The sequence below is a fragment of the Sphingobacterium sp. MAE genome, from assembly GCF_056711605.1.
In genome coordinates, this window is the sequence record NZ_CM160044.1 from 484,123 (window position 1) to 498,064 (window position 13,942).

Sequence of the window (13,942 nt, forward strand, 5' to 3'; positions counted from 1 at the left end):
AACTTTCTAACCAAATTAATACTATTTTTCGATAGAAAATTTGAAATGTGTCTCCGATGTAAATTCTGATCCCGCTTTTAGCAAGGTGGATGGGAACTCAGGCTGATTTGGACTATCCGGAAAATGCTGTGTTTCCAAACAAAAACCAGCATAAGGAAGATAAGCTGTTCCCGATTTTCCAATATCATTTCCAGTCATCCAATTTCCAGTATACAACTGTACACCCGGTTCTGTCGTAAAAACATCTAAACGAATACCCGATTTCGGTGAATAGGCAGTTGCACAAGCCATAGAGATGGGGTTATTGTTGATAAAACAATGGTCATAACCCTTCGCTCCAATCAGTTGTTCATCATCGGCAATGATATCCTGAGCTATTGATTTAAATTCTTTAAAATCGAATGGTGTTCCCTCTACAGGAATAGTCGCAATCGGAATTTGATTTTCATCGACAGCAAGGTAAGCATCAGCATCTATTTTTAACTGATGACTCAATATGTCACCCGAACCTTCACCATTTAAATTAAAATAAGTATGATTCGTGAGATTGATCACCGTATCCTGATCACTATCCGCTCGGTATTTTATGATGATTTCATTATCATTTGTTAAGGTATACGTGACAGATACGTTCAGGTTGCCAGGAAATCCCTCTTCACCGTCTTTCGAGACCAGGTAAAATTCTGCCTCAGATTCATAACCCACACGACGGTCCCATATTTTGGTGTGAAATCCATTCGGACCACCATGTAAACAGTTGATTCCATTATTTATAGGAAGATGATAAACCTGTCCATTTAACTCAAACTTTCCATGAGCGATCCGATTCGCAAATCGACCAGCTGTCACGCCGTGAAATTGCTCGTCAGCCCGATAATAAAGTCCTATATTGCTAAATCCCAAAGCAACATCTCTAAGTTTGCCTGTGTTATCAGGAACAAGAATACTGACAATTCGAGCACCATAATCGCTCAAAGCAACTTGCATGCCCCTTGTATTTTTCAAAATAATGAGATGGGTGTTTTTTTCGTTTAAAGTACTGGTGAAATTATGGATTGAAGGCAAATGATAATGACTCATGATGGTGATTGTTTTTGATTCCTTGTTAAAGATAAAGATTATTAACTTTTTAAAAAACGATTCTGGATATTTATAAAAAATCAATTTGCAAAAACCCACAGCAGTTAGAAAATCAAAAAATGTATATTTGCAATATGTCTGTAAATACAAGTATGAATTGGAAACAATTACTATCCGCAAAACGTTGGGGTTATGAGCATCGTGTTAGCGATAGTCATTTAATAGCACGGTCAGAATTTCAACGTGATTACGATAGATTGATTTTTTCTTCACCATTTAGAAGATTGCAGAATAAAACACAAGTTTTTCCTTTACCAGGCGCTGTATTTGTACACAATAGATTGACCCATAGTTTAGAAGTAGCCAGTGTCGGTCGATCTCTGGGGCGTCTGTTCTATACCAAGATGAAAGATGCAGATCCTGAAATCGATGAACACTATCCCTACCTTCAAGAAGTCGGAAATATGGTCTCTGCAGCATGTCTCTCACATGATTTGGGCAACCCCGCATTTGGACACTCGGGAGAAGCGGCTATTTCAACTTATTTTACAGAGGGGGACGGTCGTAAGTACCAAGAGCAAGTAACCAAAGAAGAGTGGGCAGATTTGACACACTTCGAAGGTAATGCCAATGCATTGCGGATATTGACCCATCCTTTTAATGGCAAAGATGATAAAGGATTCGCTTTAACATATACCTCATTAGCATCTATTGTGAAATATCCATGCGCCGCGATTGATGGACACATTAAAAAAAATCATCATCGTAAAAAATATGGCTACTTTGCATCCGAGCGGGAAACATTTGAAACAATAGCAGCTGAGTTAGGACTATTGGAAGATCCTACCAATACCAAAGGCTACTTACGCCATCCTTTAGTCTATTTGGTAGAGGCTGCAGATGATATTTGTTATAATATCATTGATCTGGAAGATGCACATCATTTGAAAATATTATCATATCCCGAGGTCGAAGATTTATTACTCCCCCTTTGTGGAGGAGAAGATCTACGAGCTCGTTTGGATTCACTTTACGACACCGCTAGCCGAGTAGCGCTTTTGAGAGCAAAAGCAATCAATACTTTAACTAGAGCATGTGTTGAAGTATTTTATAATGAGCAAGATCAATTATTAAAAGGAACTTTTCCTAGTGCCTTGATGGATGCGTTAGATGCAGAAGTTGTAGCACATCTTAAAAAGATTAATAAAATATCAGTAGCGAAGATTTACAATGCGCCTACAGTGGTACAGATTGAGGTCGCAGGTTATAAAGTCATGAATGCTTTGTTGTCTGAATTTGTTCCAGCTTATCTCAAAAAAAATAAAAACAGTTATGATGAAAAATTAGTCGCACTAATCCCTCATCAATTTTATACAGACCAAGAGGATTCTTATTCTAAAATTAGATCCGTTTTGGATTTTGTGTCAGGAATGACAGATGTCTATGCGATAGATTTATATCGTAAGATAACAGGAATCATTATTCCTTCCATAGACTAAGCTTAATACAATACAATATTAAAAATAGCAGGATTGTAAAAACATCTGTTTTTGCAATCTTGTTTTTTATCTAAACATAAAATATGAAAGTCGTTATTGCCGAAAAACCATCCGTTGCACGAGATTTGGCCCGAGTTATGGGAGCAAAAGAAACCAATGATGGTTATATTTCAGGAAATGGTTATGCTTTCACCTATGCTTTTGGACATCTGGTGCAATTATGCACACCACAAGCTTATGGATTTCATAATTGGTCAATCGCTAACTTGCCTATTATTCCAACAGAATTTAAATTGGAATCTAAAAAGCTAAAACGCGATGGTAAGCAAATCGATGATGCCGGTGCATTAAAACAGCTGAATACCATTAAATATTTGTTAGATAAAGCAGAAGAAGTGATCGTAGCAACCGATGCTGGACGAGAAGGAGAATTGATTTTCCGGAATATTTACTATTACCTCGGAGCAACAGTTCCCTTTAAGCGCTTATGGATTTCCTCGCAGACGGACAAAGCAATTAAAGAAGGGTTCGCAAATCTGAAGGAAGGAACAGAATATGATAGTTTGTATATGTCGGCGCGTTCCCGTTCAGAATCAGATTGGCTTATTGGTATCAATGCCACTCAGGCTATCACGCTTGCTGCCGGAAATCGCGGCTTACTTTCTCTAGGTCGAGTGCAGACGCCGACATTGGCCATGATCTGTTCCCGCTATCTAGAAAATAAAGATTTTAAACCTCAAACATTTTATAAAATTCAAGCTGGCTTTGAAAAAGAAAATATCAAGTTCAAAGCCACTTCCGAAAAAATAGATAAAAAAGAGCTAGCAGAAGAATCGATTGCTAAAATTACAGTTGGCTCAGAAGCCTTAGTAACTAAAGTTGAAGCAAAAGAAACCAAAGAACAACCACCGTTACTATTTGATTTAACATCCTTACAGCAGGACGCCAATAAAAAGTATGGATATTCTGCAGATCAAACTCTGAATATAGCACAGGCACTTTATGAGAAAAAAGTAATTACTTATCCACGTACTGGATCACGTTATATAGGAGAAGATGTGTTCGAACAGATTGAAGAATTATTCCAGCATTTAGCCGATACAGCGGAAGAGGGTATCGCAACGATTTCGCGAAATCTCATTGGAGCAAAGTTGAATAAAAGATCCGTAGATGAAAAGAAAGTAACCGATCACCATGCCCTTTTGGTAACAGACGAAAAACCAGGGGCTTTAGTACAAGAACAGCGGAATATCTACAATATGATCGCTAAGCGTATGGTTGAAAGTTTTTCTGATGTATGCTTAAAAGATATTACCACAGTTGTGATCAACGCAGCAGGGGTCGAATTGATTGCAAAAGGAACTGTAATCAAGCAGTACGGATGGAGACTCTCTGCAGATCAGGTTGAATTGCCGGACGAAGATAAAAACACCGAAGATCAAGATAATGAAAACGCGCAATTGCCCAAATTGATAGCCAATGAGCTATTGGAAATCTTATCGCTGGAATTATCCGAAAGATTTACCAAAGCAAAACCCATACATACGGAAGCATCGTTGCTAAAAGCAATGGAAACTTCAGGTAAAGAAATTGATGACGATGAGATGCGTCAAGCCATGAAAGATTGTGGATTGGGTACACCAGCTACACGTGCAGCAACAATCGAAACCTTATTTCAAAGAGACTACATTAAACGCGATAAAAAGAAACTCATCCCCACAGATAAGGGATTGACCGTTTACAATTTGGTCAAAGATCGTTCCATTGCCAAAGTAACCTTAACAGGTAAATGGGAACAGAAATTAGAAGAAATGCGTGCTAATAAGGTTTCATACGAAGTCTTTATGAAGCATATAAAAGACTATACCGAACGCATCACAAAAGAATTACTCCAACTGCGCATCTCTATCGCACATGAAGAGATCAAGCCCCTGCAAAAAGGAAAGATAAAATGCCCAAAATGTGCAGCAGGACAAATTCAATTATTTGACAAAGTTGCGCAATGTGACCATTATGCCAGAGGCTGTGATTTTAAAATATGGCGTACGTTAAATGGTGTTTTATTGGAAGAAAAGGAGATGAAAAATCTATTAGAAAAAGGGAGAACATCAACCTTAAAAGGGATTAAGACCAAAGAAGGAAATACTATTGAAGGAACCTTAATCTTTGAAAATTTCAAAGTAGGAGTACAGTAGGTCAATTTATATCAAATCATTTTTTCATAATTTGAATTTTTATTTTGTGATGACTTAACTTTTTATAAAACCTGTACCTTTGTCCACTATATGTCAACATCACTATACAATCCATTTAAAACATTTAAGTTTGATAATAAAACCTGTTTTTTGACAGGGCAGGAGCTTTCCTCTTTAGACGAACAAATTCAGGTTTTCCCCGTATGGATGATGCGTGCTTTTGATCTCGAGGAAAAACCTTTTAAGATGTTGGACGAATCCATCGTTACTTATAAAAGTTTAAAGCTTCCTTGTTCAATAGATGCCGCATTAGCCATTGAAAAAATGGAATCTGAAGTAGAGCGTGCTTTTGCAGCAGGCTACGATGCCGTGCGTGCATTACCTCAAATCACCTTATTTCAGTGGATGTCGAAAATATTGTACGGCGTAGTTTTCAATGAAATTCAAACCGGTATTCGTCAACAAACCTTGACGGGAGAGGAAATGAATTTTTCACAAGTTCTAGCTCAAAAATTCAAAAACCTACATGCCATGTTGCAATCGCTATTGCAACCCATGGAATTTGAAGGAACATATCCATTTTCGATCTTCATCAGCCAAGTGGACAATCCGCTAGAGACCTTCAATTATCGCGATGAAATCAACACCTTGATATTCTCGTTGAGAATGAAGGATTTTGGAATCGTGGCTTGTTTGCAAGACAATGCGACCAATAATATCTATCACGAAGATGTATTAAGATTGGTCGATAATCAAACATTGCATCCCATTCAATTTGAAGAACTGGCAGCGCGCTATTTTTATTCTGTTTATTTGTTTAATCGCCTTCCCGAATACACCTATTTGAATACACCAAAGATGATTTATGTCGAACCGATGCCCCTGGCAGATATGTCGATGAAACCAATCTTTGATCATTGGCAGGTAAAGGTCTATGGACAAGTATTAGAGAATTTTTGGAAACCTTGGGGATTTCTTTTATTTGAAATCATTAAGAACCCAGATGAACCCATGAGTTTTATTACGGATGAAAATGGAAATTTCGTTCCACGTGAAGCAATTGAACTCCCATTAGGATAAAAAGAAAAAGCCCTTAAAGATTATTTACGGGCTTTTTTCTTTTTTTGTACTGGAGAGCTTCTTTTTTTAGCTTCTTCCAGATCTGCCTCCTTTTTCTTCTTATTGACAATCAAAATCAGTGCAAAAGGGCCAAGTATGGGAACACATAATCCCAAGATGGATAAGATAACAAATCCTCCAGTTACATCCTTGAGTCTAAATAATCGGAATAACGCAATGGCCATTAAAGCAAAATGAATAATAGTCACCAATTGAACCAAAGCTAATCTACCTGCATCCATATGTTATATTGATAATAAACGCAAATGTAAAGAGATTCATTGAATATGGCGAAGCTTTATACAGAAGAACCTGTTATAAGATGCGATTCATAATCGCAATGGCTGCATCAATTTCCTCCATAAGGATATTCAGATGCGGTCTAAAACGAATAGAAAGCTTTCCACACCCCAATAAGATCAGTTTTTCTGCAAATGCATCTTTAATAAATTGATCTCTTACCTGTTCATTTTCAAAATCGAAAGCAATAAATAAACCTTGTCCCCTAATATTACTGATCTGCGGATGATGAATCGCTAACGTTTCGAGCTGTTGCATAAAATAGGCTCCCTTCTGCGTGATAAGTTCAATTAAGTTTTCCTGCTCTATGACTTCTAATATCAGTTTAAAACGCATCATATCCGTAAAGTCCCCTCCAAATGTTGAATTGATGCGCGAAGATTCTTGAAAAACATGTTTTTCTACTCGATCAAACTTGTCCTTATTAGCAAGTAATCCACAGACCTGAGTTTTCTTGCCAAATGCAACTAAATCGGGAACAACTCCAATATGCTGATAGGCCCACATCGAACCGGTCAAACCAATCCCTGTTTGGACTTCATCAAAAATCAATAGAATATCATGCTCATCACAAATATCGCGTAAGGACTGAAAAAATTCTTTTCTAAAATGATTATCACCACCTTCCGCTTGGATCGGCTCGATAATGATACAGGCGATATCATTCGGATATTGAACAAGTGCATTTCTGATTTCTCGAATGGCCATTTTTTCTTTTTCAATGACTCCTTGTAATACTGTTTCCGTAACCGGAAATGTCAATTTTGGATTGGTAATCCTTGGCCAGTTAAATTTTGGAAAATACATGTATTTTCTTGGGTCTTTCGTATTGGTCAACGAAAGGGTATAACCCGATCTGCCATGAAATGCTTCTTTAAAGTGAATAACCTGAGAAGCCTCTTTTTCGATACCTTGTGCCAAATTTAATCTTGTTTTCCAATCAAATGCAGCTTTTAACGTGTTTTCTACAGCCAAAGTTCCTCCAGCAATAAAAAAGCAATACTGTAATTCTTTGGGCATAGCCACACGTTCGAAGACTTCCATAAAATCAGCGAACTCTTTAGGATAGATATCGGATAACGCAGGTTTATTAATCGCCATTTTACCTAAAAATTCCTTTTGTGCTAAGAGATGAGGATGGTTATAACCAATGGCGACCGAAGCAAACATGCTAAATAAGTCGAGATATGCATCTCCTTTTTGATCAACTAAATAAGAGCCGTGTGATTTTTCCATATCCATGACAATTGGAAAGCCATCGGCTAGTAAATGTTTGGATAATATTTCGTGAACTGTACTCATACTGTTATCAATTAAAAAGTCAATATTAAAGATTAAACGTAATCCCTTGTGCTAAGGGGAGCTCCGTGCTATAATTAATGGTGTTGGTCTGTCTGCGCATATATGCTTTCCAAGCATCTGAACCCGACTCCCGTCCACCTCCAGTGTCTTTTTCACCACCAAAAGCACCACCAATCTCAGCTCCAGAAGTTCCGATATTGACATTCGCAATACCGCAATCCGAACCCTGCGCACTTAAAAACAGCTCAGCTTCTCGCAGATTGTTGGTCATAATGGCTGAGGATAACCCTTGTTTGACATCATTTTGAATGGCGATAGCATCCAAAACATCCCCTTTATATTTGATTAAATAAAGAATAGGAGCAAAAGTTTCTTTTTGGACGATTTCATAATGATTTTCGACCTCTGCAATAGCAGGCTTAACATAACAGCCACTTTCAAAACCTTTGCCTGTTAACACTCCGCCTGCAACAATAAGTTTACCGCCCTGTTTCTCGATTTCCGAAAGTGCATCCAAATAATGTTCAACCGCCATCTTATCAATCAGTGGACCGACATGATTTTCAGGAAGTAGCGGATCCCCAATCTTAAGTTGAGCGTAAGCCTTTACCAATGAAGCTTTCACCTGTTCATAGACATGTTCATGAATAATGAGTCTACGGGTAGAAGTACAGCGCTGGCCTGCTGTACCAACGGCGCCAAACAGAGCTCCAATGGTGGTCATATTCAGATCCGCATCAGGCGTAATGATAATGGCATTGTTGCCGCCGAGTTCTAAAATAGTTTTTCCTAACCTTCCAGCAACCTGTTGAGCAACTATTTTACCCATTCGCGTAGAGCCAGTAGCCGATATTAAGGGGATATGGCGATCATTGACCATCCATTCTCCGACGACCTTATCACCAATTACTAAATTCGAAATACCTTCTGGTAAATTTTTATGTTTGAGCACATCCGCTAGAATCCGTTGGCACGCGATTGCACATAAAGGTGTTTTTTCGCTGGGTTTCCAAATCACGACATCTCCACAAATTAAGGCTAGAGCCGTATTCCATGCCCAAACAGCAACAGGAAAGTTGAAAGCAGAAATAATACCCACAATCCCTAAAGGATGGTATTGATCATACATCCGATGAGAGGGGCGCTCCGAATGAATCGTTGAACCGTAGAGCTGACGCGATAAACCAACAGCAAAATCACAGATGTCAATCATTTCCTGTACCTCACCCATACCTTCTTGCAGGGATTTACCCATTTCATAAGAAACAAGTTTACCAAGAGCAGGCTTTAGCGCTCTCAATTTCTCGCCAAATAATCGGATCACTTCTCCTCTCTGTGGAGCAGGTACTAATCGCCAAGTGGCATACGCTTGTTGTGCTTGTGCACATATTTGATTATAATCATCATGAGAAGAACAAGTCACTGTAGCAATTGCCTGCGCATCGACAGGAGAACTGGAAATAATATTTTGACCAGTTGCAAACCAATTTTGGCCTGTAGACGAACCCAAATTGGTCGATAGGATACCCAATTCTTTTAATTCTTGTATTATCATATTGGTTTATATTGTTCGTTAATATTTTAAATATAGTGAATTATATTCGAAATATTGGCTATATTTAGATATTAAATTATGATTAGTATGAACTTAACATGCGATTATTTCAATATAGATGAGCTCTTATCAGACGAAAACAAGCTCATTCGCCAGTCCATTCGCGATTTCGTCAGCACGGAAATAAAACCAGTCATAAACGATGCGGCTCAACATCATCATGATATTCCCAATTTGATGTTGAAACTTGGAGCTATTGGAGCATTAGGACCATATATTCCACAACAATACGGTGGAGCAGGTTTAGATCAGATAGCTTATGGGATCATCATGCAGGAATTGGAGGCAGGTGATTCAGCCATCCGATCGGCAGCATCTGTACAATCATCCTTAGTCATGTATCCTATCTTTACATTTGGAAGTGAAGCACAAAAGCAAAACTATCTCCCAAAACTAGCCAGCGGAACCTACATCGGTAGCTTCGGCTTGACTGAGCCCAATCACGGATCAGACCCTGCAGCGATGGAAACGCGATTGCTCAAAAAGGATGGAAAATATATCCTCAATGGCGCCAAGATGTGGATTACAAATGCCCCAATATGTGATATCGCGATCGTATGGGCAAGAGACGAACAGGATAAAATAAGAGGATGTATCGTCGAGCGCAATATGGAAGGATTCACGACTCCTGAAACAGCGAATAAATGGTCGCTACGTGCATCGAAGACAGGCGAGTTGATTTTTCAAAACGTAGAAATACCTTTAGAAAATATCTTACCCGAAGTAAATTCACTCCGTGGTCCATTTTCCTGTTTAAACTCTGCTCGTTACGGCATTTCATGGGGAGTCATTGGAGCAGCAATTGATTGTTATCAAACCGCAGTAAAATATGCTTTGGAAAGAGAACAGTTTGGCAAGCCAATAGCCTCTTATCAATTACAGCAAAAAAAACTCGCAGAATTTCTGACAGAAATAACAAAAGCCCAATTATTAGCATGGCGCTTGGGCGTACTGAAAAATGAAGGAAAAGCTACGCCGGCACAGATCTCGATGGCAAAACGGAATAATGTACATATGGCATTAGAAATCGCTAGAGAATCAAGACAGATACTAGGAGCGATGGGGATTGTCGGTGATTTTCCGATGATGCGGCACATGATGAATTTAGAATCTGTCATTACTTATGAAGGAACACATGATATCCACCTATTGATCACAGGCAATGATATCACGGGATTAAGTGCTTTTTAAGTTGGATTTAATAATAGGATTAAGATTGTAATACCACGCCTAATGAGCGATGATAAGATGTCACCTCATAATAGATGATCTATCCACATTGAATGATATCTTGAAACAAAGTGAAATAAGCTTTAGACATTTTCTCCCAGCTATAATGCTGTAATGAATACGCTTGAAATTCTTTGCTTCTATTCTGTAGAAGCAAAGGATCATCAAGGGCATCTTTGATTTCCGAAATCCAGCGATCAGCCTCCCCTGTAGGAAGTAGGAATCCATTTTTCTGATGAACAATAGCATCAGAGATACCTTCAAGATCCGAAGCAAATACGGTCGCCCCGCAGATACTTGCCTCCAGGCATACTAAACCAAAACCTTCCATATCGCCATCAACTTTGATATTAGGCATGATAAAAAGTCCAGAATGACAAAGCAAAGACTGTACATCTACAAGGGGAATTTTTCCGATATGCTGTAATCGATCTTGATAATCAGGATTTCTTAAATATTGACGTATGACCTTCTGGTCTGATGGAAATCCCAGGAATAAAAATACAAGATGTTGCACAGGGTGGGGTAAGGCATAGAGTAATTTCTCTTTCCATGTTGCGGTCATAGTAAAAGGACCGATTAAAATAAGTTTATAGCCGGCAGGTAATTGTGGAAGAACATGTTTTATAAACCAAGAAATGCCTTTCCGTTTTACAGGTCTTCCAAGTGCAATGATCAATTTATTCGCATCCTTGTCAATCTTATATTTCTTTAAAATAACATCAATCGCAATGTGAGGATCCATAACGAGATGATGGTCCACACCATTTGCAATAACATCAATTTTGTTTGGGTCAATTCCCCGATCAATAGCAGCTTGTTTTGTCGCTTGACTGACAGCAATAATTTTATCAAAACGATTGAACTGAGGAATAATTTTCTTCTGGAAATGCCTCAAAGGAAACACTACATCAAGACCATGAATCGTCACGACTTTTTTTAAGTGATCATACCCTCGGTGCCGTAAAGACAAGCTCGCAACTAAGCCATCATTAAAGTGTATAAGTCGGACGTTCGGATGTCTATCCAAAACTGCTAAAATTCGTTTATTCAGTAGAAAAAAGAATCGCAGAATAGATTCATTCCCTTGATAAACGATTTGATGAACTGGAGTGAGAGAGCTCATCCCATTAATGAGCTCAAAGCTCTGTTTTTCCATACCTCCGATAGCTGGAGGAAACTTGTGACTGATGAAGAGAATTTCCATTTTAGGATGTCGACAACCTTTTTTTAAGTCCGAGATAAGCAAAAAAACCAAAAATGATCCAAAAAACTTGTCGTGAACGCCTGATTAAAGCGATGATCAACCATACTTGAATCGTATAAATACCAGCACTAGTCAATAGTAACCTATTGCCAAATTCCTCAATACCGATTTGAGCTGGAATAAAAGCACCAAAACTTTTGATAATCACAATACCCATGTCCATAAATTGACTCAGTACAATCGGAATCGTAATTCCAGAAAAATATATAATAAGGAAAAGCTCAAAAGCTCCAACAACCCAGTGCAGAAAAAAATAAAGATAAGCCCGATAACATTTATAAGGTTGACTTTGATGAAATACCAAAACCGCATTGAGCACGAGCTGAAGGCGTATACTGAGCCTTCTGAAAAATTTGCATGATAATGCCGATGCAACCTGTAGTTTTTTAGACCTTTTGAGTAGAAAAAAGATAATCAGAGGAATTGAAAAGAGTGCGATGACCAATATCCATAAGATCACAAGCGTTTGGTCAGGTATATTTTTATTAAAAGAGCTGGTTAAGAACCAAAAACCGGTAATGCCAAATAATGAAAATTGTGTTGTAATGGCTAAAAAGCGGGATATGAGCACAGAATTGACAATCTCTTGTGGAGAGGTACCCGTAGGTTTTAGGAGAACGGTTTTAATATAATCACCACCTATTATACTGGTTGGATTGAATAAGCCTATCGTTTCACCAATGTGCCGAATACAAAATAGCTGCCATAAAGATAATCTTTTTGGTTTTTCAATAAAGCAGTTTTGCCATCCAGCAGTTCCAAAAAGATAAGCCAGACCAGTAATAACGATAATCCAAACCAAGTTCCAACCCATATGAGCAACTTCCTTTAATACTGCTCCCAGATCGATATGGCTAATGAAAACAGATAAAGAAATAATAAGGAGCAGAACAAGTATTGATTTTAAAATTTTTATCCGTATCAACCTGCCTGAAATTTAATCATGGAATCTGCCGCATCCATACTCATTTGTTCGAGTTCCTCAAAATATACAGCTGCTAATGAATTCCAATCCATTGATTTACTAAATTGCAATCCAGCATTTCCAATGTCATTTCTAAGTTGTTTATCTCTTAATAATTGTATAATGCGTTTGACAAACGCCGCGGCATCTTTAGATTTACACTTAAAACCGTTAACACCTTCAGTTACGAGGTCTGCAGAACCACCGCCATCTGCAATAACACAAGGAAGAGCCGATGCCATAGCCTCAATCACAACATTGCCGTAAGTTTCTGAATGAGAAGGAAAAACAAATAAAGTTGAGGAAGCATATAACTTCGCGAGATCATCATGATTTAGTTTACCTAAAAAAAGTGCATCGGGCATACTTTGACGACATGCATCCATCGCCGAACCATCACCCGCAACAATAAAATTTAAGGGAATAGATTGTTGCTTTAATAAGCTGTAGATGTCGATCAGTGTTTTTAAGTTCTTTTCCCATACAAGACGACTGGCAAATAGTATTGTTGGATAATTGTTTCCCGTTATTTCTGCCATCCAATTTTCATCCTTTTTATTAGGTGAAAACAAGGTGTTGTCAATTCCTCGTTTCCAGATCTGCATCAAGGTCGGGTTGATACCCATTTTTGTGAGTTCAGATACAATACTAGTTGTAGGTACATAGACCTTGTCACAGTTATTATAGAATTTATTCTGTGTTTGAATAATCCTTTTCTTTGTTGGGCCGACTAAGAAAGAAAAATGTTTAAGATAATAATCAATATAGCTTACGAAGTGTGTGTGGTAAATACTGATCACCGGTTTTTGGTTTTTTAGAGCATAGCGCTGTGCATAAAATCCTAAAAGTGAAGGTGTGGCGATATGAATAATGTCAGGATTGAAATCTTGTAGTCTTTTCCGAATACGTTGATCTACCAAGGCTGGAATAGCCATAGTATAGTTTTGCTGTATGGGAATACTTAAAGACGGTATTTTCATACATTCAAAATCTTGTATTTGATCTGGTCCTGTGCCATAAATAAACAAAAACTCAAATCTATTTTTATCGATGCGGTCGACAAGCTGAAAAATTGTACGTGCAGCTCCATCAAAATCTGGAATCATGATTTCGGCAAAAAAAGCAACTCTTATCATGGTGAATTATTTATTCAAAGTAAAGAGCTCTATGTTTCCTTATGAATAAGCCTAGATGAACAAATGATGGTTTTTATATTATCCCGATATTATCACAAGATCAGTTGAATGTTGATTTACATACCGATTTCATTTTTGTCCATCCTTATTTTTCATTTAATAGCAATATGATGATGCATCTTGCTGTATTCACCCTGGCCTCATTCCTGTAGAACTAGGTGTGAGTTATTTAATA

Annotated in this window: 11 protein-coding genes; 4 read left to right on the top strand and 7 right to left on the bottom strand. The window is 38.0% G+C overall.

The window, feature by feature from the left end; genetic code table 11:
- Positions 1 to 21: 21 nt before the first annotated feature.
- Positions 22 to 1,080, bottom strand: a complete 1,059-nt coding sequence (locus AC06G9_RS02090; protein WP_248754883.1) for an aldose epimerase family protein — start codon at positions 1,078 to 1,080, stop codon at positions 22 to 24.
- A 134-nt stretch (positions 1,081 to 1,214) separates the two neighbouring features.
- On the opposite strand from AC06G9_RS02090, the gene AC06G9_RS02095 reads away from it, so the two are divergent.
- The 3 genes from AC06G9_RS02095 (at position 1,215) to AC06G9_RS02105 (ending at position 5,854) form a co-directional block, all read left to right on the top strand.
- A complete protein-coding gene (locus tag AC06G9_RS02095; protein ID WP_045754927.1) occupies positions 1,215 to 2,579 on the top strand; it encodes a deoxyguanosinetriphosphate triphosphohydrolase in 1,365 nt (454 codons plus the stop codon).
- Positions 2,580 to 2,662: 83 nt separating this feature from the next.
- Complete coding sequence (locus AC06G9_RS02100; RefSeq protein ID WP_248754882.1) at positions 2,663 to 4,774, top strand: type IA DNA topoisomerase; 2,112 nt, start codon at positions 2,663 to 2,665, stop codon at positions 4,772 to 4,774.
- Between the two features lie 90 nt (positions 4,775 to 4,864).
- Entirely contained in the window at positions 4,865 to 5,854 is a 990-nt protein-coding gene (locus AC06G9_RS02105) for a hypothetical protein (protein WP_480957447.1), read from the top strand.
- A 20-nt stretch (positions 5,855 to 5,874) separates the two neighbouring features.
- Here the strand turns inward: AC06G9_RS02105 and AC06G9_RS02110 are convergent, their stop codons facing one another.
- From AC06G9_RS02110 to amaB, 3 genes are all read right to left on the bottom strand, one after another.
- Positions 5,875 to 6,135, bottom strand: a complete 261-nt coding sequence (locus tag AC06G9_RS02110) for a hypothetical protein (protein ID WP_346569202.1) — start codon at positions 6,133 to 6,135, stop codon at positions 5,875 to 5,877.
- 73 nt (positions 6,136 to 6,208) lie between these two features.
- Positions 6,209 to 7,495 (bottom strand): L-lysine 6-transaminase, encoded by a 1,287-nt coding sequence (gene lat / locus AC06G9_RS02115; protein WP_480957448.1) that lies wholly within the window; start codon positions 7,493 to 7,495, stop codon positions 6,209 to 6,211.
- Between the two features lie 25 nt (positions 7,496 to 7,520).
- The gene (amaB, locus tag AC06G9_RS02120) at positions 7,521 to 9,050 is read right to left on the bottom strand and encodes an L-piperidine-6-carboxylate dehydrogenase (protein ID WP_480957449.1); all 1,530 of its coding nucleotides are present in this window, start codon (positions 9,048 to 9,050) and stop codon (positions 7,521 to 7,523) included.
- 87 nt (positions 9,051 to 9,137) lie between these two features.
- Between amaB and AC06G9_RS02125 the strand changes: the two genes are divergently transcribed.
- Positions 9,138 to 10,301 (top strand): acyl-CoA dehydrogenase family protein, encoded by a 1,164-nt coding sequence (locus AC06G9_RS02125; protein ID WP_346569199.1) that lies wholly within the window; start codon positions 9,138 to 9,140, stop codon positions 10,299 to 10,301.
- 79 nt (positions 10,302 to 10,380) lie between these two features.
- On the opposite strand, the gene AC06G9_RS02130 is transcribed toward AC06G9_RS02125, so the two are convergent.
- Genes AC06G9_RS02130 through AC06G9_RS02140 form a run of 3 tightly spaced genes read right to left on the bottom strand, consistent with a single transcriptional unit; the run spans position 10,381 to position 13,707 of the window.
- Complete coding sequence (locus tag AC06G9_RS02130) at positions 10,381 to 11,547, bottom strand: glycosyltransferase family 4 protein (protein ID WP_480957450.1); 1,167 nt, start codon at positions 11,545 to 11,547, stop codon at positions 10,381 to 10,383.
- 1 nt (position 11,548) lies between these two features.
- On the bottom strand, positions 11,549 to 12,532 hold the full coding sequence (locus AC06G9_RS02135; protein WP_346569197.1) for a lysylphosphatidylglycerol synthase transmembrane domain-containing protein: 984 nt from the start codon (positions 12,530 to 12,532) through the stop codon (positions 11,549 to 11,551).
- Positions 12,529 to 13,707 (bottom strand): glycosyltransferase family 4 protein, encoded by a 1,179-nt coding sequence (locus tag AC06G9_RS02140; RefSeq protein ID WP_480957451.1) that lies wholly within the window; start codon positions 13,705 to 13,707, stop codon positions 12,529 to 12,531. Before AC06G9_RS02140 ends, AC06G9_RS02135 begins: the two co-directional genes overlap by 4 nt.
- Positions 13,708 to 13,942: the final 235 nt, after the last annotated feature.